The sequence below is a fragment of the Nonlabens sp. Asnod3-A02 genome (assembly GCF_045063755.1).
Taxonomy (GTDB): Bacteria; Bacteroidota; Bacteroidia; order Flavobacteriales; family Flavobacteriaceae; genus Nonlabens; species Nonlabens xylanidelens.
In genome coordinates this window covers 622,214-647,704 of the sequence record NZ_JBEFOC010000008.1, presented here as the reverse complement: position 1 = coordinate 647,704, position 25,491 = coordinate 622,214, and the positions used below count along the sequence as shown (strand labels likewise).

Here is a 25,491-nt window from a genome sequence, read left to right as displayed (position 1 = left end):
TTCGCGAAAGCGGAATTTTCATTCAATCCTTACCCTAACAACATGGTTAAAATAGGCGACATAGAATTACCAGATTTCCCACTACTACTTGCACCTATGGAAGATGTGAGCGATCCACCTTTCCGTACGTTATGTAAAGAAAACGGTGCTGATGTGGTTTATACAGAGTTCATTTCTAGTGAAGGTCTTATACGTGATGCTGCAAAAAGCACCATGAAACTAGATATTTATGAAAGTGAACGACCTGTAGGGATCCAAATTTTTGGCGCAAATCTAGATTCTATGTTACAATGTGTAGAGATAGTAGAACGCACAAAGCCAGATATTATAGACATCAACTTCGGCTGTCCTGTAAAAAAGGTGGTTTCTAAAGGTGCTGGAGCAGGTATCCTTAAAGATATAGATCTTATGGTGTCGCTTACTAAGGCTATGGTAGAGCACACCTCTTTACCTATTACTGTAAAAACAAGATTAGGCTGGGATGACGACTCTATAAGAATAGTAGAAGTTGCAGAGCGTCTACAAGATGTAGGTATTAAAGCCCTATCCATCCATGGTCGTACAAGAGCACAGATGTATAAAGGTAACGCAAACTGGAAACCCATCGCAGAGGTGAAGAACAACCCACGCATGCATATCCCTATATTCGGTAATGGAGATGTTACCACACCAGAGCTTGCTATGAAAATGCGTGATGAATATGGTCTAGACGGCTGCATGATAGGACGTGCTAGCATAGGTTATCCATGGTTTTTTAACGAGATCAAGCATTTCTTTGAGCATGGAACACACATGGCGCCACCTACTATGGCAGACCGTGTAGAAGTAGCTCGCAGACATTTACAAATGGCTATAGACTGGAAAGGAGAAACACTAGGTGTTTTTGAAACACGTAGACATTATACAAATTACTTTAAAGGAATACCTAATTTTAAAGAATACCGCATGAAAATGGTCACTAGTGACGATTCTGCTGGGGTTTTTGCGGCCTTTGATGAAGTGTTAGCAAAATTCGGTGATCATAATTTTGCCTGAGAAAGCAAACGATCATTTATTCTTCTAGAACCTATATAACTGGCGATTATTCCTAATACGGTAATAGTTGCCAGAGATATAATCACATTCCAAAAATCCATCGCAAACGGATAAGGTAAACCAGGTGCTATGTAAACCAGTTTATACTCCACTTGTAACACTACAAATATTACTCCTATAACAAGACCTATCACACCACCAGAAAGTGTCATAAGACTACCTTGTATAAAAAATATCTTGCGCAATGACGCAACCGGTGCGCCTAGGTCTAACAAGGTTTTCATATTCTTCTTCTTATCAAGAATCATCATGATAATACTACCTACTACATTAAATAATGCAATAATTAAGACCAGTGTAAAGATTAAATAAACGACTAGATTTTCTGAATTAAGCATTTTATAAAGCGCATCATTCATCTGGAACTTATCCTTAATCTTAATAGGCTCTTTAAAAACATCATTAATCGCCCTGCGCACATCGTTCTCGCTTGCCGTAGGAGATAATTTTACCTCAACAGCACTAGCTGTAGAATCGTCCATTTGTAATAATTGTCGTGCTGCACTTATTCTTGTAAAAATGTACTTGCTATCCAGTGCCTCATTAACGCTAAAAGTTCCTACAGGTATGGCATCCATTCTAGAAAATGAACTACTTATATTTAATTTATTGATAGCATTAGTACCTGGTTTAGGCACCATAATTTGCATGTAACTACCATAGTTATTTACAGTAAGTGATAATCGAGAAGCTAGTGAGTATCCTGCTACTACTTGTGCATCGCTTTTAGATAACCAGCTACCGTAATATAAAATAGAATCTGGCTGGATCATGTTCACATAATCATCAGGAACCCCTTTTATAAAAGCTATGTCGTTTTTCTCTTCATAGTTCAAAAACGCCTTTTCTTCTATAACAGCACATATTAATTCTACTCCAGGGATTTTTTCAAGTTCTCGCTTTCGCGAAAGCGGAATAGAAACAGTCTTACCTTTTACCGGTAAAATTTTAAGATCTGGATCAAAATAATTTGAAAATTCTGTACTAAAATCCTTGAGTCCTGAAAAGCCAGAAAGCACAATAAATAGTGCCGCAGTCCCTACTACAGTAATAATAAAACTAAGGATATTGATAATGTTAATGGCGTTTTTGCCATTTTTTGAAACGAGGTAACGTCGCGCTATGTAAAGAGAAAAATTCACTAAGACTTTTTACGTCGTGGTAGAAGGTCTGGATTATCGATTGGGTTATTCTCTCCTCTCAGTTCACGATCTATTTGATCCATGTATTCTAAAGAGTCATCATTAAAAAACTGTAGTTCTGGCATACGTCTAAACTGGTGACGCACCTTTGCAGCCACTTCATAACGTATCTCATGACCCATTTCTACTATTTCTTTAACAACTGCAACAGATTTCTCTGCTGGAAAAACAGACAGGTACACCTTTGCATAACCTAAATCTGGAGTAACAGTAACCTTAGTAACTGATACTATAAGATTGTTTACAGCATTCTTTCTCATCACGTCCTGAATAACCGTAGATAAGTCTCCCTGTAAAATTCCGGCTATTTTCTTCTGTCTATTACTTTCTTCCATGCTGCAAAGGTAAGTTGTTCCTCATTAATAGTTGATAGACCAGTAGTTAATATGACTATAGAAATACGTTCTATTACCTTATCTATAGTAAATTTGCCTTACAAAAGGTAAATAATATGTTTGGAAAAATAGAACACTTAGGAATTGCAGTTAAAAATCTAGATCAAGCAAATGAATTATACACAAAACTTTTAGGGCGTGAACCTTATAAAACAGAGACCGTAGAGAGTGAATCTGTAGACACAAGTTTTTTTAAAAGTGGTGATAATAAAATAGAGCTTCTTGCTGCTACTAGTGAGGACAGTGCTATAGCAAAGTACATCGCAAAGAAGGGAGAAGGTATACATCACGTAGCATTTGCCGTAACAGATATTAAGTCAGAACTGATAAGATTAGAAAAAGAAGGGTTTCAAATTCTCAATAAAGAACCTAAACGTGGTGCGGATAATAAATGGGTAGCATTCTTACATCCTAAAGGAACAAATGGAGTTCTTGTAGAATTATGCCAAGAAATTGAATAAAAGTTTGCAGTTATCTAATAATTGATTAAATTTGCAGACTTTTTAGATAAGATATTACCAGCTATTATCTTATTGGGCCTATAACTCAGCTGGTTAGAGTATCTGACTCATAATCAGAAAGTCCCTGGTTCGAGCCCAGGTGGGCCCACAACAAGACCTTAGTTAACGCTAAGGTCTTTTTTATTTTAATACCTATTCATATATGGCGTGGCTCTATATCATTTTTAGCAAACAATTGAATAAATTCTATGTAGGTATTACTCAAGAGAGTCCTGAAATAAGACTCAGTGCACACAATCAAGGCAAATACGGTAAAGGAAAATTTACAGCTACTGCTCATGATTGGGAAATAAAACTAACTATACAATGTGATGATTATGCACATGCTACTCGATTAGAAAAGAAAATCAAAAGAATGAAAAGCAGAACTTACATCGAAAACTTAATGAAGTATGAAGAATTACGTGACAAAATCGTAAACCAAACTAAATAATCTGACTCTCCCGATAGCTATCGGGACAGAAACTCCCTGGTTCGAGCCCAGGTGGGCCCACAACAAGACCTTAGTTAACGCTAAGGTCTTTTTATTCCTTCTTTTTAGAAATGACAAAGTCCATATTTACATAAGCGAGAAACCACGTCACACTCGACACAGTAATCCTAAGGAGATTCACTAAAACAACTCTTTATAAATTGGTGCTTATTCTACCTTAAATTCTCGATACCCTTACACTCATTAATATCTATTCATTAATCAAATACAGCATTTTTCTAGCATAACATTGCCTCAATAGACAAAGGACTTTCTTAAAAAGAAAGAAATGATATATTCTTAAAATACACCATTCACAAAATTGATTTTGGTAAAAAACCACTACATAAAATATAATATTATTTACAGGTAAATTTTTAATATTAATGAAGTCAAAATTTTGATATAAAATACGTATCATTATGATTAATAACCAATTAATATCCAACAACCATGAAAAAAAAACTACAACTAGCCCAAATTTTCCTACTTTTTTTATGCACAACCGCTCAAAGTCAAACACAAAATGCCCTTAGTTTTGACGCTACAGATGATTATGTCCAGACCACATACGCAGGTGTAACCGGTAGTGCAAACAGAACATTTGAATCATGGATTTACATAAGTCCTAGCGCTCCTAGCACCAACCTAACCATATTAGATTATGGAGTAAATGCTGCAGGAGCTAGAAACACTTTTATGGTCAATGGAAATAGAGGCCTGTCCTTCTTTTCTGGCGGGACTAATGCAAACCTATCATCTTCTACAGGAGTCGTTCCTGTGGGACAGTGGACACACGTCGCATTTGTATTAAATAATAGCACAGGTTTTCTATATATAGACGGACTGCAAGTAGGTACAGGAAACCTATCTAGCGTTGATACTCCTACTACAGGAATTGATTTAAGAATAGGTCGCCGAGTACCTGGTGGCACAAACCTAACATTTGCAGGAGAATTAGACGAAGTAAGAATATGGAATGTAGCAAGAACACAAACTGAAATATCCACCTCTATGAGTAATGAAATATGTCAATCTGCCTCAGGAATAGAGGCTTACTATAAATTTAATCAAGGAAACGCTAGCGCTTCTAACACTACTATAACCAGTCTAACAGATTCGTCAGGGCTTTCTTCTGGCACATTATTCAACTTTGCATTATCAGGTACTAGTTCTAACTGGGTTTCTAGCGCAGTAACTTTAACACCTATAATGGATCTTACAGTAACAGAAAATAATGGTGTTCTTTCTTCACAGCAGTCTGGCGCTGCTTACAGATGGGTAGATTGCGCAAATAATAGAGCAATAACGGGCGCTACATCTAGCTCTTATTCTCCTACAACTATAGGTGATTATGCTGTAGAAGTCACCATCAATGGCTGTACTCAATTATCAGACTGTGTAACGGTAAGCACCCTTAGCATGGATAACCATGACTTAAGTAATTTAAATATAACTCAAAACCCATCGCAATACTTAAGTTTTAATGGTATGAAGTTAGAAAACGCTCAAATAAGTATACACACCTTATCAGGTAAAGAATTACTTACCACCACGTTGAGTGAATCACAAATCATCAAACCTACTATAACTACAGGACTATATATGGTAAGCGTTACTCAGGATAATGCAAGTAAAACTTTTAAATGGATTAAGAATTAATAATTTAAAATCATAACAGATTTATAAATAAAAAGCTGCAAACAGATGTTTGCAGCTTTATTTTGTACTAATATATTTTAAGTTCTAAATAGAATCTCTCAACTCCTTCATTTGCGCTTCTAGAAAAGCCATTTTATCTTCCATACTGTCAGAAAAGTCAGGCATTCTTCTAAAGAACACATAACGCACACGCCACAATTGTTTCACAGCTTTTTTATCTACAGTAATATCATCAACATTTTTGTGATCTGCTCTCAGGACCAGCCCCTTGTCTGTAATATACAGCCTTCTTAGAATAAGTGTCTTATCAGTTACCGCAAGAACTACAGTTCCATTATTAAGTTTTGTAATTACTTTTTTAGGCACCTTCTCACCTATCACTACATCTTTAGGAAACAGTCCTTTGTCATGCGTTGTCATTTCTAAGTTAGTCACCGTATAACCTATAAAGTCCTTTTCTGTATTGAGCGGTAATGTAAGTGTAGGTAAATCGGCAAGAAAAGCATCGTTGTCATAATATTCTATATAATCATGTGCCGTTTTTTCTGTAATACAAGGTATTTGTGCAAACTGCTCTCTCTCTAATTCTTCTGGTGTTAAAGTAAGACTATCGTTAAATCGCAAGAGCTGATTTACGGTTAATTCTGCAGTGAGCATATCTCCTATAGCAATGCTAAAATAATTAGCAATAAGAATTATAGTATCTATCTTAGGCTCACTCCTACCTTCTTCATAAGCACCTAAAGTACCTCTCTTTAAGTCAAATAGATCTGCAAATGCCTGCTGACTTAACCCTTTAACCCCACGTATTTTTTTTATGTTCTTTCCGAAAAACGACATATTTTGCTAATTTTATTTGCAAATATTAAAATATTATGTATATTTACACTAACAATATTAGCTAAATGATTTTATTTACACTAATATTTTGAGCAAAAGTTCTAAAAATGTACCAACCTTTTTAGAACAATTGTTTTTTAAAACAACTGTAATAATGCAATAGGCCGTTGCTATTTACGCTTTCGCGAAAGCGAGATAACCTTAAACTAAAAAACTATGATACCTATTATTATATATCTTATTGAAATAGCTACCCAAATTTTAGTGGGATTACAATAAGCTTTTTCGTAATATTAAACCTGCCAATTAAAACCTATGAATAATTACTTCAATACAATAAAAGACTACCTCTTACAGCTTGATTTTGACATCATCAGAGAAAATCCACAAGACGGAATAATGGTGATAGAAAAAGAAAGCGCTGGTGTTAAAAATATGATTTTAGGAATCGCACCGCCTATTCTCATTATGGAACAATATATTTTTAAAATTAATAATAAAAACGAAGAGGTTTTTAAAAGTCTTTTACAAAAAAATCGAGATATCATTCACGGCGCATTTGTACTCGATGAAAGTGGAACTAAAGTCATCTTTAGAGACACACTTCAAATAGAAAATCTAGACCTTAACGAGTTAGAAGGTACTCTTAACTCATTGAGTTTATTAATGAGCGAGTACTCAGACCAGATTATCAAATTTTCAAAATATTAGTACGGGCGCGACGCTTGCGCCAAAGTATAACAGCGGATGTAATCCGCCATATAAACACAACATTATGAACATATTTAAAAGAATATTCAAAATAGGAGAAGCACAAGCTAACAAAGCAGTTGATAACCTAGAAGACCCTATCACAATGACCGAGCAAGGAATACGTGATATGAAAGAAGACCTTAATAAAAGTGTAGAAGCTGTCGCACAAGTAAAAGCAATGGCCATACGTTCTAAAAATGAACGCGACGAGCACACTGCAACAGCCAAGGATTATGAATCCAAAGCTATGTTGATTCTCAAAAAAGCACATTCTGGCGACATGGAAGTAGGAGAAGCTGATAGACTTGCAAAAGAAGCACTTACAAAAAAAGAAGAAGCTCAACAACACGCAAATCGTGCCGCTGCAGACACAGAAAAGTTTGAAAAAAATGTTTCTCAATTAAAAGATACCATTGAGACCATCAAAGGAAACATCACCAACTGGGAAAACGAACTTAAAACACTTAAAGCACGTGTTAAAGTAAGTGATGCAACAAAAAATGTCAATAAACAAATGGCAGAACTTGATAGCGCAGGAACAGTAAGCATGCTCGAGCGTATGAAAGAAAAAGTCGCTCAAGACGAAGCGCTTGCAGAGGCTTATGGAGATCTCGCAAAAACAAATAAATCTGTAGATGATGAAATCGATGCCGCAGCAGACATGACAGAATCTAAACTGGACGACGACCTGGCAAAACTGAAAGAACAACTAGGTATTAAAAAAGATGAGGCTTAATGGCGGTTCGCATCCGCTAGAAGCTCATGCATACCAACACTAACCATTAAAAACTAACCAACCTTGGAAAACTATTTCAACATATTATTCTCTGAAGTGAACATCACACTTACCGTGTTGTTGATCATTCTCATTCTATACTGGCTTGCTACCATGATTTCAGGTATCGATTTTGACCTGGACATCGATGTGGACGTAGACGTAGATATAGATGCAGACATTGATCTAGACACTGGTCTAGAAGGTGGAAATATGGATTTTCAAGATGTTGCAAATGCTGAAGTTGATCGTGAGCACGTGGTAAATAAACGCACGCGTAAACTTAAATGGTGGCAAGTCTTTTTGATCTACTTCAACTTTGTAGGCCTGCCATTCATGTTCACATTTACGTTTTGGATTTTTATCTGGTGGATATCATCCGTACTTACCACAATTATAACCAGTAGTTATGACAACTCTTTTGGATATATAATCGTTCTGGCCGCATTTATCCCATCACTTATTTTAACCAAAGTGATAACAACACCATTCAAATCTTTTTTTAAAAATTTGAATAAAGATGGTGATAAAGCAGTGGACTTTTTAGGGCGTAAAGCCTTACTTTTATCTTCCATATCTGGAGATAAATTAGGAAATGCTGAGGTCATGGCAGACGGTAACGTGATGAGTATTTATGTAAAATCATTAGATGGATCAGAGTTACGCTTTCGCGAAAGCGTGCTCATCATCAAACAATCAGATGATAAGAACTATTTTTTAGTGAGTAAAGCTTAGGAATTGGAAAAGGAAGATATAGCATTGTTTATAGATAAATTAAGGTCACAAAACTCAGCTAAAGAAAGCATGTTTGGGTTTTATAAGGACCCAGAAAATATTACTGGATATATAAAATCAAACAAACAAGGACTTGAGCTATATGCAGCAGAACTTCTCGAAGCAAGTATCACAGATGATACTCACTCAATAATAAACGAAGATTTGATAGATGAAAATTCTGAATTCTTTTTTGATTCAGTGGATATTATTAAAAGCTCCAAATTAGAAAGCGAATATTTTGAAAATCAAAAGAGATCATGGAAAGATCATGTTCTAGGAATCGGATTAGGAATAATTCTTACGATACTTGTGTTTTGCTCAATAATTGGATTTATAATGATCATCAAATGGATTTTTTGAAAACAAATGCCAGTCTGAGCTTGTCGAAGAAGATATAATAGTCAATAAAGATTTTACAGTCGCACTTCCATAAGCCTGTGCTGAATAAACCGAAGTGCTCAATGTGACAAAAACATTAAGATAACAACTAAATAAACAACAAAAACCAAACAAAAACTATGGACGGAATATTAGGAATCATTGTAATAGGAGTAGGTATTTTTCTATTTCTTGTAATTGTTTACTTCGCAATTATTGCGATGTTTTACAAAAAAGTACATCAAGGACAGGCACTCGTGCGTACTGGTTTTGGAGGTACTAAAGTGGCTACGGATAAAGGACTTTATGTCGTACCGGTATTTCACCGTGTAGAAACTATGGATATTTCTGTAAAGAAAATCCAAATTGAGCGTATGGGCGTAGAAGGTCTTATTTGTAAAGACAACATGAGAGCCGATATTAAAGTAGCGTTTTTCGTGCGTGTCAATAACGAGGTAGAATACATTAAAAAAGTAGCTCAGACAATTGGTGTAGCTCGTGCATCTCGTAAAGAGACACTAGAAGATCTTTTTGAAGCAAAGTTCTCTGAAGCATTAAAAACCGTAGGTAAGAAATTTGAATTTATCGATTTGTATGAAGCACGTCGCGAGTTTCGTGATGAGATTGTGGACATTATCGGTACAGACTTAAATGGTTATACGCTTGAGGATTGTGCGATTGACTTCTTAGAGCAAACCAGCGTTTCTCATTTAAAAGCTGACAACATCTTAGATGCTGAAGGTATCAAGAAGATTACAGATCTTACTGCAGCACAAAATATTAAAGCAAACCTGATTAAGCGTGATGAGGAAAAAGTGATACGCAAGCAGGATGTTGAAGCTCGTGAGGCGATTCTAGAACTAGATAAGCAACTGGCCGAAAAAGAAGAGCAACAAAAACGTGAGATTGCCAACATAAAGTCTCGTGAAGATGCTGAAACACTAAAAGTAGCTGAAGAAGAAAGATTGAAGTCAGAAACAGCTCGTATCGCTACTACAGAAAAAGTTCAGGTTGCCGAAGAAAATATGCAACGTCAGATTATCGTTGCAGAGAAAAATAAGCAACGTACTGCTGCTGTAGAGACAGAACGTGTAGAAAAAGATCGCATGCTAGAACTTACCGAGAGAGAAAGAGTCGTAACTCTAGCTCAAATCGAGAAAGAAAAAGTAGTAGAGGTTGAGAAAAAGAACATTCAAGATGTCATTAGAGATCGCGTAGTTCTTGAAAAAGGTGTGGTAGAAGAGCAGGAAAATATGAAAGACATCGAGGCTTTCAAAACTGCAGATCGTGCTAAGCAAGTTGCTATCACAAATGCTGAAGCAAAAGCTCAAGATGATTTAATTAAGGTAACTAAGGCTGCCGAGGCTTCTAAACAAGCTGCAGTTCAAAAAGCTGAAGAAATCAACATAGAAGCACTTGCTCATAAAGAAGCTAGTGAAAAAGAAGCAGACGCACGTAAGATTCTTGCTGAAGCACAAGCTAAAGAAGAAGCAACTGTAGGATTATCTGAAGCACAAGTAATGCACGCAAAAGCTGAGGCTAGCGAGCGTCAAGGAATTGTAGACGCACTAATCATCCAGAAAAAAGCTGAGGCTGAAGCAAGCGGTATCGCTGCAAAAGCTGAGGCTAAACGTAAGGATGGACTTGCAGAGGCTGAGGTAATCAAAGAAAAAGCCCTTGCAGATGCTGCTGGTATCGAAGAGAAAGCTGAAGCAATGAAGAAACTAGATGGTGTAGGTAAAGAACATGAAGAGTTTAAACTACGTCTAGATAAGGAACTTCAAGTAGACCTAGCACAAATCAATATCCAGAAAGATATTGCAGACGCACAAGCGCAAGTAATAGGAGATGCATTGAAAGCTGCTAAGATTGATATCGTAGGTGGCGAGACTATGTTCTTTGAACAAATCATTGGTCAGATCACTAAGGCAAAAGGTTATGACAGACTCGTAAATCATTCTGAGACAGTATCTGAAGTAAAAGATGCCATTTTAGGAAGTGATGATGTAAAGGGAAATTTACTGGATAAAGTAAAAGACTTTGCAGACAAGTATAACATCAGCTCTGAGGACATCAAGAACCTGAGTATCGCAAACATTTTGAACAACCTACACGGTAAATCAAATGATGGTGATGAGAAAAACATGCTGAGCAACTTGTTGAACATGGCAAAAGGCATGGGACTTTCTGGTAAAAAGCTGGGAGATATCTAAACAACCAACCAGTAAGGGCGGATCGCATCCGCCCAATTACTGTAAAGACGCATGCGATGCGTCAACAACACGCATGCGATGCGTCAACAACACGCATGCGATGCGTCAACAACACGCATGCAATGCGTCAACAACGCACATACAATGGGTCGAACAAGCTAAGCTAGTATGAAGCAACATAATCGTAAATCAATACGTCTCAAAGGACATGACTACACATCAGTAGCAAGGTACTTTGTGACTATTGTAATACGTAATCGGTTGCATCTATTTGGAAAGGTAATTGATGGAAAAATGATACTCAATAAATTTGGAGAGATTGCGGCTAAAGAATGGCAGCAAACGCTAAATTTAAGAGACAACGTATCCCTGGGAGCATTCATGATCATGCCAGATCATATTCATTTTGTCATTCATATAGAACAACAAAGAATACAAAAGGAATATACTGCAGAAGAGTTGGAACGCAGAGCAAGAGCAGTTGCAGGAAAACACATGAATAAACCAGGTTCTTTAGGAGCAATAGTCAGAGGATATAAAGGTGCTGTGACCAGACAGGTTTTAAGTATCATATCAGAAAATCAGAATAATGAATCGACCTTGAAAAATAGCGAGCTTATGGACATCCATAATCGACTGAGAGCTGAAAAAACCATATGGGTACGCAACTATAACGAAGCTATCATCAGAACTCAAAGACACTATGACAATGTAACCAGATACATCAATGATAATCCAAAGAAGTGGGATGAAAATCTAAAACAGAAACTGGATCTAGACTGATGAAAAGGCGCATGCGCCGCAATGAAAGGGCACATGCGATGCACCCCAATACTGAGAAGGCGCATGCGATGCGCTACTAACTAGAAATCAATGGCAGAAAAAGATATAAAAGATACTACACAATTAGACTCAGGAACTTACGAGATCATCCAGAGCCGTTTGCTCAAGCAAAAGAATGACTTGCAGCAACGACTTAATGAGCTTAATGAAGAACGTAAAAAGGTCTTCGGTTCTCTAGAAACACGACTGATTGCAAACGACCGCGTGAATACAGAAAATAACTGTATCGCCCGTGACATCGTGACCATCGGTAAATACAGCATCTTTGGGTACAACGTGCATCTAGGATTGCGCACTGAGATGCAATTGAGTGATGTTTTTAGTATCTATGAGTTTGATCGTGACGGTGTGGATGGTGATGCGTTACGCTTTCGCGAAAGCGGGAACAAATTAAACCTCATCACAGATCCTATTTTTCAGACTGATTTTGAAAATCTGTACAAATACTATCGCAACACGATATTTTCCAAGTTTGCGATTATGGGGAATTACCTGCATATGGTATTTCAACTTAGTGATTCTGTTACGGATATCAAGACTTTTAAGTGGTTGATAACTGATGATGGTTTACAATATGTAGACAATCGTAGTGAGCATGAATATCGTTTTCCAGCTCAATATGGTTTCCAGTGGAAAGAAGCTGGACGCGATAATCAACGTGCTGGTGTGCATGGACATGTATCGATTCTAGACAAGGTTTTTGTAGAAACTATAGGTGGTGATTTAACCATAAAGGTTGAAGATAATACCGACGATGGTCAGGGAATTTATCGTGAAGATGTAGAACACCGCGACCAGACACTAGATGACGGGCAATATCGTTATGCCGATTTAGGCAATCTTATTGTTCTAGAAATAAAACCGTTTCAAGAAGAGCCTCGTTATTTTGTGTACAACCACAAGATTAAGGAAGTAGAACGCATCAATAGTATTGCAGAGGCTGCAGTATTGCTACCAGATGATCAAGGTATTATTTTCCCGAGTGGTTATTACTTGCAAACTGGAGAGTATAACGTATTCCCTAGCGATGCTGGTAAATTAAAATTTCAGCAAAGAATCGCATCACCTAATGGTGAAGATCATTTGTATGTATTTTATAATGCCGCACAGGGATTGTATGTACTCATGTCTTACAATGTGATTGATCAAACAGTAAAGACACCTATCGTTTGTAATGGATTTACGATTCTAGAACAAGGTGAGTTGTGTTATTTCCGCACAGAAGATGAACAGACCAAGCATCACATGATGCAAATATGGCAAACACCATATTTAAAAGGTAATATCATGCCGTCTGAGCATCAAGACACGATGTTATTTAAGATAGGTAACAAGGATATTGTTAAAGCCATGGCGCAGGCAAATGAGCTGCTCACGCTTCTTAATAAAGAAGATAGTTATGGTGGTTTATATGATGACATTGCACGTTCTTCAAAAGATATTCTAGATGCCTATTACTGGTTGCCTGAAGAGGAAACTAAACAAATTAATCTACCTCTTAACGAGATCAACAAAGCGTCTAACGCAGCAATTGACGAGTTTGAGAAAGTAAAACAGCTGCGCAAACAAGCAGCTGCAGATACTAGAGATATTTCTAAAAAGGCAGATGAGCTTTTTGGCAAAATAAAAAGCACCTCATTTAAGTCTATCAATGATTTTGTAGAGCTACTGACTCAGCTGCGCAGTTTGCGAGGTGAAGCCATAGGTCTTTATGAAATACGTTATGTAGATACCGATTTCATCAAAGGAATCGAGGAGCAAATCGTAGAACAAAATGAAGTAATTTCACGTCGTGCAGTTACTTTTTTACTCGATGATAAAGCACTCGCTCCTTATCACGATGCTGTTGCCGAAAAGCAAAAAGCACTAGACGACACAAAAAAAGTGATCGAGATTAAAAATCTTGAGAAAGAAGTGAATCAAATTGCTGAAGATCTCGAGCTTTTAATAGACATCGTTTCTAATCTGGAGATAGAAGACACTTCTCACTCTACTAAGATTATTGAGAACATATCGTTGATTTTTGCCACCATAAATCAGGTAAAAGCGGCGATTAAGAATAAAGTAAAAACCGTAGGTAAAAAAGAAGCGCAAGCAGATTTTGCCGCACAGTTAAAGCTGATTGACCAGAGTATTATCAATTATCTGGACATTGCAAACACACCAGAAAAGTGTGATGAATTTCTTACCAAAGTTTCTATACAACTAGAGGAGTTAGAAGGGAAATTTGCCGATTATGAAGAGTACATTACAGAGATTATAGGCAAGCGTGAAGAGGTTTACGCTGCTTTTGATAATCGTAAAAGTAGTCTGGTAGAAGCGCGCAATAAAAAGGCGATGGCATTTCAAAATGCTGCAGAGCGTATTCTAAAAGGTGTTCAAAAAAGAGCACAATCATTAGATAGCGTTACCGAAATCAACGGTTATTTTGCCAGTGATTTAATGATCAATAAAGTGCGCGACATCGTCGTGCAATTAAAAGATCTCGATGATGCCGGAAAAGCCGAAGCGATTGAAACAGCGCTTAAAGTGGCTCGTGAAGATGCTTTGAGAAAACTCAAGGATAAGAACGAACTTTATGAAGATGGTGATAACATCATCAAGCTAGGGAAACATAAATTTGGTGTTAATAAACAGCAGCTAGACCTGACCATTGTATTTAAGGATAATGCGCTGTTCTATCACCTAACAGGAACTGACTTTTATCAAGAATTGCATAATGAGATTCTCACACAATCTCAAGGAATATGGAATCAAGATTTAGTTTCTGAAAATAACCAAGTCTATCGATCTGCCTACCTCGCCTACTCTATTTTTAAATCTGGAGATAAAGAAGCTTTAAGAATAATGAGTCCGGCAGATTTGCTGACAACTGTTCAAGAAATCGCGAGTGGTAACTATTCTGGTGGTTATGTAAAAGGTGTTCATGACCATGACGCTGCTCAATATTTAAGTGTTTTATTACATAAACACCATGATCTGGGCTTACTCACTTATGACCCAAATACGAGAGCGCAAGCACAGTTTTACTGGAATGCACTAGATACCAAACATCAATCTAACCTCAACCGTATATTAAAAAGTGCTGGTGAGGTATTATCTGTTTTTCCAGATAGTAAGGAGTACGACTTTATAATAGAAGAACTAGCTGATGAGATTTTTAAAACTTCTGAGTCTGCTAATAGTTTATCTATCGCAAGTTACTTATTCAATGAACTTAAAGACAATGATCATTTCACAGTAAGCACGAGCGCTATTCAATTAAAAGAAGCTTTTGAAAAGAAAATAAAATCTCAAAATGCCGATTTAAAATTTAAGAAAAGTCTAGAAGCTTGTGAGGACGAGAAGTCTAAAGTGGAACTGGTGAGACATTGGGTTTCCGCTTTCGCGAAAGCGGACTCAAAACAATCTTTACTGACATATGTAAACGAATGTGTGGCAAACATACTTTATGGAGAGCTGACAGCTGATAAAACAGTTGCCATCTCACCTAGTGAAAACATCAATGGATTAAAAGGGTCGCACCAGACGATTGAAGAAGGTGTGTTTGTGTTTAATTATCATGAGTTTGTACATACACTAGAGCACTTTACAACGATAAAAGTACCTGCTTATGAAACCTTTAGAAAAGCAAAGCAAGAGGTAACTGAAGAGTTAAAAGAGTCCTTGCGATTAGAAGAATTTAAACCACGTGTATTGAGTTCTTTTGTCCGTAATAAATTGATCGATCAAGTATATTTCCCACTAATAGGTGATAATCTTGCCAAACAATTAGGTACGGTAGGTGATACAAAACGTACCGATCGCATGGGATTATTGCTACTCATATCACCACCAGGTTATGGTAAAACAACCTTGATGGAATATGTAGCAAACCGATTAGGCTTGATATTTATGAAAATAAATGGTCCAGCGATAGGTCATGAGATTACATCAGTCGATCCTGAAGCAGCAACTAATGCAGCAACGAGAGAAGAGCTTAAAAAGCTGAATCTTGCTTTTGAAATGGGTGATAATGTGATGTTATATCTAGATGATATTCAACACTGTAATCCTGAGTTTTTACAGAAGTTCATCAGCCTGTCTGATGGAACACGTAAGATTGAAGGAGTTTATAATGGAAAGCCGAAGACCTATGATTTACGTAGTAAGAAATTTTGCGTGATTATGGCTGGTAACCCATATACTGAAAGTGGAGATAAGTTCCAGATTCCAGATATGCTTGCTAACCGTGCCGATATTTATAATCTAGGTGATATTATAGGTGATACAGCTCATTTATTTGAATTGAGTCTCGTAGAAAATGCACTGACTAGTAATCCTGTATTGCAACAATTGAGTAACAAGCATTTTGATGATGTGTATGCGCTTATAGATCGTGTTCAAAACGGAGCAAGTGATAATGAGTTGAAAGGAAACCACAGCAATCAAGAAATAGCAGATTATATAGCTGTACTTGAGAAGGTATTAAAAATACGTGATACCGTTCTTAAAGTGAACCAGACCTACATCGCAAGCGCAGGAATGGAAGACACTTACCGTACTGAGCCTAGTTTTAAACTACAAGGTTCTTACCGTGATATGAATAAACTGGTCGCTAAGGTAGTTCCTATAATGGACGATAAAGAGTTGCAAACGCTCTTATTATCACATTATGAAAGTGAATCACAAACCTTAACTAGTGCTGCTGAAGCCAACCTGTTGAAGTATAAAGAACTCGTCAACACCATCACTACAGAAGAGCAACAACGATGGGAAGACATCAAAGGGATTTTTGCCAAGAACAATAAGCTTAGCGGTCTAGGTGGACAAAACCAGATGTCTCAAGTCCTGAGTCAAATGATGGATTTTACCGAGAATCTAGAAGGCATTAAAGAAGTGTTGAGGAAAGGGCTTAGTAAGTAATATATATGAAGCTAAGACCACTTAAAGTATTGTTTTATAGCCTGTAATCAATAATTTACGAATGATTGATAATAGAAATGCTAAGAGAATAAAAACCTCTTAGCATTTTTTTTTGCTTTAAATATTCTTGAATAGCATATGTTAAAGGTGTAATTTTCGCAAAAATATCAATTCATTGAAGAAAACATTACTTTGCTATTCTATCCTATGTACAGCTTTTATTAAACTAGGTTATAGCCAGACCAAGACACCAACAACGTCTCAAAAAATTGATACTGTTTACATTAAGTCTGCACGTATTTCTACTACAGCACAAAAATTACCTGCAGCGGTATCTGTTTATCAAGCAACAGATGATGATGCAACAAGACAGCAACTTTCTCTACAAGAATACACACAACAGACTCCAGGTGTTTTTACTCAAAATGCCAATAATTTTGCTCAAGATTTAAGGGTTTCTATGCGTGGATTCGGTGCGAGATCTGCTTTTGGGATACGTGGAATAAAATTAATAGTAGATGGGATTCCTGAAACTACACCAGATGGTCAAGGACAATTAGACAATCTTAACTTGGGAATTATAGACCGTATAGAGGTTTTAAAAGGACCTAGTTCTAGTTTATACGGTAATGCTTCAGGTGGTGTTATCTCTATTCAAACTATAGATCAGATAGAAAAGCCTTTCTCTACCTGGAAAGTAACTGCCGGATCTTATGGATTTCAAAATTTACAAGCTACAGCTGGAATTAATGCCGGAAAAGCAACCTATATATTCCATGGTAATTATGTAAAGTCAGACGGATACAGAGATCAAAGTGGTTTTGAACAGTATAATGCTAACGTAAAAGCTAATTTTAAATTAAGCGAGAAGTTTACTTTAAAGGCTTTACTTAATTATAGTGATTCTCCACAAGCTGATGATGCAGGTGGTATCAATTTAGCCTCAGTAGAAGAAGACCGAAGACAAGCAAGAGACCGAAATGTACTTTTTCAAACAGGAGAAACGATACAACAATTTAAAGCTGGACTAAGTGCGATCTGGAATATCAATACAAATACCACTGCAGAAGGTTATTTGTTTTATAACAATAGACAGTTTGAAGGGCGATTGCCTTTTGAATTTGGAGGTCTGATCGATTTAGGAAGGGATTATGTAGGGCAAGGTGCAAACATCACTTATTCAAAAGGGAAAAACACTTTAAAAGCAGGATATGATTTTGGATATCAAAATGACGATAGACAACGTTTCAGAAATCTAGAAGGTATAAAAGGTGAGCAAACTCTTGATCAAAAAGAGCGTTTTACAAGCCTAGGTATATACGTTACCGACCATTTAGAGCTTGATAAATGGTATCTTACTGGAGGAATTCGTTTAGATTATAACAAACTTACTGCAGTAGATGAGTTTTTAGACAATGGTGACGATTCTGGTGACATCACATTAAATTCTTTAAATCCTAGTATAGGTGCTAGTTACGCTTTCGCGAAAGCGCACAACGTATATGCAAACATTGCTACAAGTTTTGAAACTCCTGCATTATCAGAGTTATCTGCAAATCCTACTGGTGATCAAGGGTTCAATGAAAACATAGAAGCGCAAAAAGCTATTAATTATGAAGTAGGTATCAAAGGAAAATTAGCAAAAGGATTAAGTTATCAAACGGCTATTTTTTACATCGATACAGAAGATGATTTAGTCCCATTTGAATTGGCTGCTTTTCCAGATCGTACTTTTTATAGAAATGCAGGAAAAACTACACGTAAAGGTATAGAAGTTGAAGGAGCATATGCTTTTACAAAAGCATGGTCACTTACTGCTGCTTACACATTTTCTGAATTTAAATACAGTGACTTTGTGGTAGATGATGTAAACTTTGATGGTAATTTATTACCTGGTATTCCAAAACACTTAACAAACATAGGATTACAATATCAGTCTGAAAAAGGCTTCTTTGCTACCGTCCAAGCATCACTAGTAGGTAAGCAATATGCAAATGATAGTAATGAAGCTACTGTTGATGGATATGAAAATATCAATTTTAGAACTAGCTATAGTTTTACCTATAAGAAGATTGGGATAAAACCTTATGCTGGTTTAAACAATATACTTGATCAAGAATATACAGATAACGTAAGGATTAATGCTTTTGGCTCACGTTTTTATGAGCCTGCTCCAGGTATTAATGGTTATGGAGGGATAGAGGTACGATTTTAAGTAAATTTCCCATATCTTATTTTAAATTGAAAAATGCCAAGAGAATGAGATTCACTTGGCATTTTTAATACGACTTATTTCTATAAACTATTTAAAGAGCTTCTATTTGTTGTGTAGCTTTTGCAATACTTTCTTCTCTATTTACATTAGAAAGATCTGCTTCAATGAAAGTGACATCTGTAATGCCTAAAAAGCCTAAGAAAGTTCTAAGGTATGGAGTTACAAAGTCTACCTCACTTCCTACAGGAGTACCACCAGTAGAAACGACTACGTATGCTTTTTTATCTTTTAATAGACCTACAGGACCTTCTGGAAGGTAGTTGAAACTAATTCCTGCTCGAGAAATTAAATCGATATAAGTTTTTAAACCTGCCGTAACACCAAAGTTATACATAGGTGCTGCGATAATGTAAGCATCTGCTGCGGCAAATTCTAGTGCTAGTTCATTACTACCTGCGACTGCTGCTTTTTGAGCTTCTGACTGTTGATCTGCCGGTGTGAAATAACCCATGTAACGGTCTTGGCTACCTAAGGTAACTTTATCGTCATAGTAAAGATCTCTTTTACTAGTTATTTCATGTCCTTGAGATTCTAATTTATTTTGCAACACATCAAGTAGTCCACGACTTACACTCGCTTCTTTTAACGGACTGCTATCTATTCTAAGTATATTCATAATGTTGTAGGTATAATATTTGTATGTACAAATAAAAGAATTAATGATTAAAACAAAAAGAAAATGTTTGTTAAAAATTAACGGTAATAGATTTCTAAAACAACTATTTCCCTCTATGAGTTCTCATTTGCTGATAGAGGGAAGAGATTCTTTTTAGACAGCTTTCAACATATTTAAAAGATCATTTTCTGTATCTTTTCCCTTGTTCTTGTTGTACCAGTTTTGTAATTCTTCTTTGAATTCTGGAGAGAGAACACCTTTTGCTGCTTTTTCATCTGCAACTAATTGTGTAGCCGTAGTAGGTCGTGGTCCCCATGTAGTAACTGGTAAACCTGTCTCTTTATTTATTAAAATAAGCTTTGCTATAGAACGACCTCCATTAGTTAGAAACTCATCCATTAAATCTAGATTATCATCCCTTAAAACGACTCTTAGATCTACACCTGCAGCTTGCGCTACTTTATTCATCATGGGCATCGTTTGTGCAGCATCACCACACCAGCTTTCTGTAATGATTAAAAAATATACCTCTTTATCAAATGCCGTTAAAAATTCTTGATTTTCGGGAAGAATCTTCATGGTCTTATCCAGACGTTTCATACGCTGGTTGTTAAGCATCGTATAATTAGCTAGTGCTTCAGTAACCTCAGCACCTGTGTTGGTATTGTTCTCGGTATGTGTTGCTACTAGATCACGATATTCTTGATAAGAAATTGAGTTATCTGTAGCTGTTTTTATGATTTGTTGTAATTCCATAGTACAAAAGTAAGGCGGCAAGTAGTTTAAAAAAGGTGACAAAAGTCACAAGCTATGTTACATTATTCCCTGAGACTATATCTAGTAATTTAATTTACAAGTTCTAACGTAGCGTTGTAAATGCTTTTATTTTCCATTTTTGCTTTAAGATAAGCATAGAAACTCATGATAAAAATATCTTCTCGATCTACTGTTTTATAGGTAAATGCAGCAGTGACTTTATTTTTAAAAGAATCTTCTGTAATATGAAAAGGATGTTCAAAGTATAAACGTAATAAACTCATAAACGTCAGCACACGATCTTCTTCTAAATCGAGCAAACGCGATCTAAATTTCTTTTTAAAACTACGCATCTTGGACTCAACTAAATCTGGCTGATTGAGTTCCATATAAATCAATATTTCTAAAACATTTTTCTTGAGCACCCACAATAGATTTTCCTTTTTTTCATAAAACACATCGCTATGCATAAATGAATTTATAACACGTCTCGCCTCCTGAGGTTGCCCTTGTTGAAATAAAAATGTTGCATGTGCCAGTCGTATTCTTAAAGATATTTTTTTAAAGCTACTCACCTCTTCTATCGCCTTTGCGGCATTACCTGTATAATTATAATTGAGTGCTTTGAGAAGCAATACACGCTCTTCAAATTGTTTTTTGTACTTCCCTTTTTGTTTTATGATCTCTAGATCTAACTCCTTTATTAATAATTGAGATCTATTAAAATCTTTGTTTCTAAAACAAGAACCTGCCATGAGGTATAATATCTCACAATGGTAATACAAATGCTTTGCCGCCTGCTGCTTTTTCAACTCTACTATATCATAGATGTGATTTATAAAAATATAAACCCCAGCATAGTCAGACTTTAAAGTTGCCGCTTCTGTAGCGATATTCATTAATTGATATAGAGATTTAAAAGAAAGGTGTTGATCTATAGAAATTTGGAAAAGATCTAACTGTGTTTTAATGACCTTATAAACATTTACAGGATGTGTCTTTAATGCTTTTTGCACCGTTGCATAGGCCATCACCAGTCTAGATTCTGCTAGATATCGTTTTTCATTTTCTTGATAAGCTTTTATCGTTTCTTCTAACGACATCACATCATTTAAATGCGCATATTGAACCTGAGTATAATAAATCTCTTGCAGGACTACATAAGATTCTAACGCAATAGCCATAGAAACGGCCTTTTTAAGCGTTTTAAAACCTAATTTATACTGTTCACGCTCTAAGAATATACGAGCTGCTAGCACCAGTTTAAAAAGCTGCATCTCTTCTTGTGACTCACTGGCAAAACCATTTATAGCTATAAAATCTATAAGGCTCTCTTTTAAACGGTTTTTGAGAGCGTGCAGGGCGTTTTTATTAGGTTTTCCATAGATTTTTATATCGAGATCTACTCTTGCACCTTGTTGTATGAATTGGAATAATGCTATGTTCTTTACATCGGTACGTTGGTTTCTCGCTTTCGCGAAAGCGAGAAAAGCACTCACCTCATCGCTATTAAATGAATTAATAAGCCTAATTAAATCGTTCATATAAAAAACTTAATCTGTTGTTTTACTGCAATATATGCTTAACTAAATACTTTTCAATCGTATGAATTAGGCAAAAGTAGGTTATTTACAAGTACGAACTCATCACATATTTGCAGCATCAAAACAAAACAACATGGAAAATCAAGTTAATTACAACACCGAAAAAAAAGAAGTTAAAACAACAGAAGCATTTACTGGTAAACCGACAGCAGCATTTATAGCCGCATCTTGGACAGCACTGTTAGTAGGAATGGTTTCTTATTGTATAGGATTATGGAATGCAGAGATGTTGCTCAATGAAAAAGGGTACTATTTTGTGATCCTGCTCTTCGGTTTATTCTCTGTAATATCAGTGCAAAAAGCCGTGAGAGATAAACAAGAAGGCCTGGCCGTGACCGATATCTACTACGGCATCAGCTGGTTTGTGACTATCGCATCTATCGTTTTATTAATCATCGGACTTTGGAACGCCGACTTACTTTTAAGTGAAAAAGGATTTTACGGTATGTCATTTTTATTGAGTCTTTTTGCAGCCATAGCCGTGCAAAAAAACACGAGAGATGTCAAGTTTATTGATGAGAACTGGGCTTCTAACTAGTTATAAATTCAGAGTTAATTGAGAATAAAAATCTAAAAATATTATTTCTAGTAAATATTATAAGAATGGAATTATGAGGCATTTGAAAATTTCTAATAAAAAATCAATATTATTTGCGACACTAGTGATAGTTTTAAATCTTCTAATTGGACATTTCTTCGCTCCTAATGGTATTATCTTAACACCAATAACATTGATTATATCAACAGCAATAATAGTATTCTATTCTGAGCATCTCAGGCCGAAAAATTTGATCCTAATAATTTTAGGTTTGATTATTTTGCACGACGTTGGAATGAAACTATACTCTGGCGGTATACACGATAGACAAGGATACGGCTTGTTACATTTTTTCTTATTTATTGGGCTTGTACCAACCTACATAATGACGATAGTTGGGATATTTAATAATAGACAAGCTCAACTGCCCGAAAAGATCATATCACTACTAATTTTTCCTTTGATCATAACTGGATATATATATCTTTTTAGTGACTTAGGGTTGGGGCGACAATATTAGTATGATGGCAACTATAATGGCAAAATACATCACCACAACATATGACGAGATTAAAAACATTATTAGTTGCTAGCATCTTAAACGCGCTATTCTTTATCTGGGTTTACATGACCCACGTCTTTGAGATTAAATGGACTATTTCAGGAGTCATTCATGAGCTGCTCATGATACCTATGCTATTGCTGGCACCGGTTTTAGTTCTTCTCTCTGGGATTCAGATCTATAAAAATGGAAGATCTACTTATAATGTGATTGCGTTGAGTATTTCAACAATCGTACTCTTAGGAATCATTGCTTTGTTCTTAAAGGAATTTATGTAACAGAACCGGCTCGTGTCTAATAACGAGCCTGTTTTGATGACAGGAACGACCTTTTCTTATGGAGAGGTCGTTTTTTATTATAGATATAGTCAACCTCACAGGTTTTAAAAACCTATGAGGTTTGGCGGTGATTAGATTTCCAGTATTGGTTTTTACTCATGCACCAGCCACTATGTACTATAGATATTTCCCAAAAGGTGAAATCGTAATTTATTTAATACGATTAAATATATTATCTAACAGCTCATCTATAAATTAGACAATGCCAAGACAAACACTTGGCATGTCAATTTTAAAAAGCTTTAATTCGTAATACCATAGAGCGATTTTAGTGTTACTATTTCGCTGGAGTTGTTTAGATCTACAAAATAATCCAGCTGCCATTTTTGAGTACGTATGGCAGTGGCATTTAATGGGGTATCCCAAATAGGATATACACGTATGGCTCGTTTGCCTTCTTTTTTACTTGTCGATATAATTCCCTTTTTAATAAGAACAGATTTAGGGAAGACAAACTGACCTAATTTATTTTCAATTCTTACATTGACCACAAAATAATCAAAAGAGTCTGTGTCATCAAATGGTGCTATAGGTCCAGCTCCTTGACGTTTCCAGAAGGTCACAAACTGACCTGTTTTTTTAGGAGTGATTTTAGAACTTCTGGAAATAATCTTTAATTCGTTAAGTTGAAAGGTACAGGCTTCGTATTCTTTGCTTTCTTTCTCTTCTTGATAATGGGATAGCTTGAGACCGCAATTATCGTAGATGTCTTCTTTAATTTGTTTGAAATTTTTATTCAATCTAATTGTATTTATCTATTCATAGGTGCGGACTTAAGTCCTCACCTATCAAAAAAATTTCTCTTTTTATACCAGTTGAAATCGCTTTCCAGGCAAAGGTTTAACGACACCTTTTAACTCCATGCTCATGAGTAAAGAGGCTACTTTATGGACTGGTTGTTTAATGTTTAGAGCAATTAAATCTAGTAATTCTTCTTTGTGTTCTTTCAGGTAGCGGTAGATCAATTTTTCGTCTTCAGTAAGTTCTACAAAGAGCTGTTTTTGCACCGCTACATCGCGTTCCTTCCATCCTAGAATATAGGGAACATCGGCTGTTTTTGTGAGCATGTGTGCTTTAGACTGTTTTATCAACTCGTTACAACCTATGGCATATTTATCATTCACACGACCTGGAACTGCAAACACCTCTCGATTGTAACCGCAAGCAAGGTCTGCAGTGACTAGTGAGCCGCCTTTTGAAGCGCTTTCTATAACCACAGTCGCCTCACTCATTCCTGCGATGATTCTATTTCTACCCAAGAAATTCTTGCGATCAAAGTTATCTGTATGCCAAAAATCGGTAATAAAACCACCGTTTTGCAACATCTCTTCATTGTGCGCGGCATGATTGCGTGGATAGGTTTGATTTAATCCATGTGCCATTACCGCAATGGTTTGTAAACCGTGCTCTATCGCCATTTTGTGCGCTAGAATATCGACTCCATAAGCATAACCACTAATTATGATAGGTTTTAAAGGTGCTATCTCTGCAATAAATTTTTCTAAAAATGCAGCTCCATTACTCGTAATTTGTCGTGTACCGACTATACTCAGCGTGTATGGATTATCGAGGTTTATGTTTCCTTTTTCAAAGTAAATGATAGGCCCATCTACACAATATTTTAAACGCTCTGGATAATCTTCATTATAATAAACACGGTACTTAATTTTATTCTCTTCTATGAATTCCAGCTCCTTTGCTGCTTTTGCAAACAGACCGTCTTTGTTTCTTATAAATTGAGCCTTCTTCTCTCCTATTCCTTCTACGGCAGCAATGTCTTTGTATTGCTGTTCAAAAACTCCAGTCGCATTACCAAAGGTTCTGATCAATCTTTTGGCCATAATATCACCTATTAACGGTGCTTTTTTGAGTGCTAGTAGAGAAAGAAGTTCTTGTTGGTCCATGATAAAAGTAAATTTAAATCTAAGCTAAAATTTAAAAATCACAGCATTAGATGCGATAAATGAAATT

General features: G+C 36.1%; 22 protein-coding genes and 1 tRNA gene. 15 read left to right on the top strand and 8 right to left on the bottom strand.

Annotated elements, in window-relative coordinates; translation table 11 throughout:
* Positions 1-42 precede the first annotated feature (42 nt).
* Entirely contained in the window at positions 43-1,035 is a 993-nt protein-coding gene (gene dusB, locus ACJJVN_RS12930; RefSeq protein WP_104514274.1) for a tRNA dihydrouridine synthase DusB, read from the top strand.
* On the opposite strand, the gene ACJJVN_RS12925 is transcribed toward dusB, so the two are convergent.
* Together ACJJVN_RS12925 and rbfA are read right to left on the bottom strand one after the other, a co-directional pair.
* The gene (locus ACJJVN_RS12925; protein WP_104514273.1) at positions 1,020-2,237 is read right to left on the bottom strand and encodes an ABC transporter permease; all 1,218 of its coding nucleotides are present in this window, start codon (positions 2,235-2,237) and stop codon (positions 1,020-1,022) included. The genes dusB and ACJJVN_RS12925 overlap by 16 nt on opposite strands.
* Positions 2,237-2,632, bottom strand: a complete 396-nt coding sequence (gene rbfA, locus ACJJVN_RS12920; protein ID WP_348114861.1) for a 30S ribosome-binding factor RbfA — start codon at positions 2,630-2,632, stop codon at positions 2,237-2,239. Before rbfA ends, ACJJVN_RS12925 begins: the two co-directional genes overlap by 1 nt.
* A 116-nt stretch (positions 2,633-2,748) precedes the next feature.
* On the opposite strand from rbfA, the gene mce reads away from it, so the two are divergent.
* The 4 genes from mce to ACJJVN_RS12900 all read left to right on the top strand — a co-directional run bounded on the left by mce (position 2,749) and on the right by ACJJVN_RS12900 (position 5,347).
* Positions 2,749-3,153, top strand: a complete 405-nt coding sequence (mce, locus tag ACJJVN_RS12915; protein ID WP_104514271.1) for a methylmalonyl-CoA epimerase — start codon at positions 2,749-2,751, stop codon at positions 3,151-3,153.
* 74 nt (positions 3,154-3,227) lie between these two features.
* Positions 3,228-3,301, top strand: a tRNA-Ile gene (locus ACJJVN_RS12910).
* 54 nt (positions 3,302-3,355) lie between these two features.
* Complete coding sequence (locus tag ACJJVN_RS12905; protein WP_405378563.1) at positions 3,356-3,646, top strand: GIY-YIG nuclease family protein; 291 nt, start codon at positions 3,356-3,358, stop codon at positions 3,644-3,646.
* A 492-nt stretch (positions 3,647-4,138) separates the two neighbouring features.
* Positions 4,139-5,347, top strand: coding sequence for a LamG-like jellyroll fold domain-containing protein (locus ACJJVN_RS12900; RefSeq protein WP_405378561.1), 1,209 nt, complete (start codon positions 4,139-4,141; stop codon positions 5,345-5,347).
* 84 nt (positions 5,348-5,431) lie between these two features.
* Here the strand turns inward: ACJJVN_RS12900 and ACJJVN_RS12895 are convergent, their stop codons facing one another.
* Positions 5,432-6,187, bottom strand: coding sequence for a helix-turn-helix domain-containing protein (locus ACJJVN_RS12895; RefSeq protein WP_405378559.1), 756 nt, complete (start codon positions 6,185-6,187; stop codon positions 5,432-5,434).
* A 315-nt stretch (positions 6,188-6,502) separates the two neighbouring features.
* Here ACJJVN_RS12895 and ACJJVN_RS12890 point away from each other — a divergent pair, with 315 nt between their 5' ends.
* From ACJJVN_RS12890 to ACJJVN_RS12855, 8 genes are all read left to right on the top strand, one after another.
* Positions 6,503-6,898 carry a molecular chaperone Tir gene (locus ACJJVN_RS12890; RefSeq protein WP_104514267.1) on the top strand — a complete coding sequence of 132 codons (396 nt, stop codon included), beginning with the start codon at positions 6,503-6,505 and terminating at the stop codon, positions 6,896-6,898.
* Between the two features lie 64 nt (positions 6,899-6,962).
* Positions 6,963-7,676 carry a PspA/IM30 family protein gene (locus tag ACJJVN_RS12885; protein WP_405378557.1) on the top strand — a complete coding sequence of 238 codons (714 nt, stop codon included), beginning with the start codon at positions 6,963-6,965 and terminating at the stop codon, positions 7,674-7,676.
* 63 nt (positions 7,677-7,739) lie between these two features.
* Positions 7,740-8,450: a hypothetical protein gene (locus tag ACJJVN_RS12880; RefSeq protein ID WP_405378555.1), complete on the top strand. Its 711-nt coding sequence runs from the start codon at positions 7,740-7,742 to the stop codon at positions 8,448-8,450.
* A 3-nt stretch (positions 8,451-8,453) separates the two neighbouring features.
* The gene (locus ACJJVN_RS12875; RefSeq protein WP_405378553.1) at positions 8,454-8,852 is read left to right on the top strand and encodes a hypothetical protein; all 399 of its coding nucleotides are present in this window, start codon (positions 8,454-8,456) and stop codon (positions 8,850-8,852) included.
* Positions 8,853-9,010: 158 nt separating this feature from the next.
* Positions 9,011-11,083 carry a flotillin family protein gene (locus tag ACJJVN_RS12870; RefSeq protein WP_104514262.1) on the top strand — a complete coding sequence of 691 codons (2,073 nt, stop codon included), beginning with the start codon at positions 9,011-9,013 and terminating at the stop codon, positions 11,081-11,083.
* 168 nt (positions 11,084-11,251) lie between these two features.
* Positions 11,252-11,866, top strand: coding sequence for a transposase (locus tag ACJJVN_RS12865; RefSeq protein WP_405378551.1), 615 nt, complete (start codon positions 11,252-11,254; stop codon positions 11,864-11,866).
* A gap of 90 nt (positions 11,867-11,956) precedes the next feature.
* Complete coding sequence (locus tag ACJJVN_RS12860) at positions 11,957-16,831, top strand: DNA repair ATPase (RefSeq protein ID WP_405378549.1); 4,875 nt, start codon at positions 11,957-11,959, stop codon at positions 16,829-16,831.
* Positions 16,832-17,006: 175 nt separating this feature from the next.
* Complete coding sequence (locus tag ACJJVN_RS12855) at positions 17,007-19,046, top strand: TonB-dependent receptor family protein (RefSeq protein ID WP_405378547.1); 2,040 nt, start codon at positions 17,007-17,009, stop codon at positions 19,044-19,046.
* A gap of 91 nt (positions 19,047-19,137) precedes the next feature.
* On the opposite strand, the gene ACJJVN_RS12850 is transcribed toward ACJJVN_RS12855, so the two are convergent.
* The 3 genes from ACJJVN_RS12850 to ACJJVN_RS12840 form a co-directional block, all read right to left on the bottom strand.
* On the bottom strand, positions 19,138-19,722 hold the full coding sequence (locus tag ACJJVN_RS12850) for an FMN-dependent NADH-azoreductase (RefSeq protein ID WP_405378545.1): 585 nt from the start codon (positions 19,720-19,722) through the stop codon (positions 19,138-19,140).
* A 153-nt stretch (positions 19,723-19,875) separates the two neighbouring features.
* On the bottom strand, positions 19,876-20,478 hold the full coding sequence (locus tag ACJJVN_RS12845) for a thioredoxin family protein (protein WP_405378543.1): 603 nt from the start codon (positions 20,476-20,478) through the stop codon (positions 19,876-19,878).
* Between the two features lie 89 nt (positions 20,479-20,567).
* Entirely contained in the window at positions 20,568-22,022 is a 1,455-nt protein-coding gene (locus ACJJVN_RS12840; RefSeq protein WP_405378541.1) for a hypothetical protein, read from the bottom strand.
* A gap of 133 nt (positions 22,023-22,155) precedes the next feature.
* Here ACJJVN_RS12840 and yiaA point away from each other — a divergent pair, with 133 nt between their 5' ends.
* Both yiaA and ACJJVN_RS12830 read left to right on the top strand, forming a co-directional pair.
* Positions 22,156-22,620: an inner membrane protein YiaA gene (gene yiaA / locus ACJJVN_RS12835; protein ID WP_405378539.1), complete on the top strand. Its 465-nt coding sequence runs from the start codon at positions 22,156-22,158 to the stop codon at positions 22,618-22,620.
* Positions 22,621-23,181: 561 nt separating this feature from the next.
* Positions 23,182-23,460 carry a hypothetical protein gene (locus ACJJVN_RS12830; protein WP_405378537.1) on the top strand — a complete coding sequence of 93 codons (279 nt, stop codon included), beginning with the start codon at positions 23,182-23,184 and terminating at the stop codon, positions 23,458-23,460.
* Positions 23,461-23,762: 302 nt separating this feature from the next.
* On the opposite strand, the gene ACJJVN_RS12825 is transcribed toward ACJJVN_RS12830, so the two are convergent.
* Positions 23,763-24,260: a MepB family protein gene (locus tag ACJJVN_RS12825; RefSeq protein WP_405378535.1), complete on the bottom strand. Its 498-nt coding sequence runs from the start codon at positions 24,258-24,260 to the stop codon at positions 23,763-23,765.
* 66 nt (positions 24,261-24,326) lie between these two features.
* Positions 24,327-25,424 (bottom strand): DNA-processing protein DprA, encoded by a 1,098-nt coding sequence (gene dprA, locus ACJJVN_RS12820; protein WP_405378533.1) that lies wholly within the window; start codon positions 25,422-25,424, stop codon positions 24,327-24,329.
* Positions 25,425-25,491 lie beyond the last annotated feature (67 nt).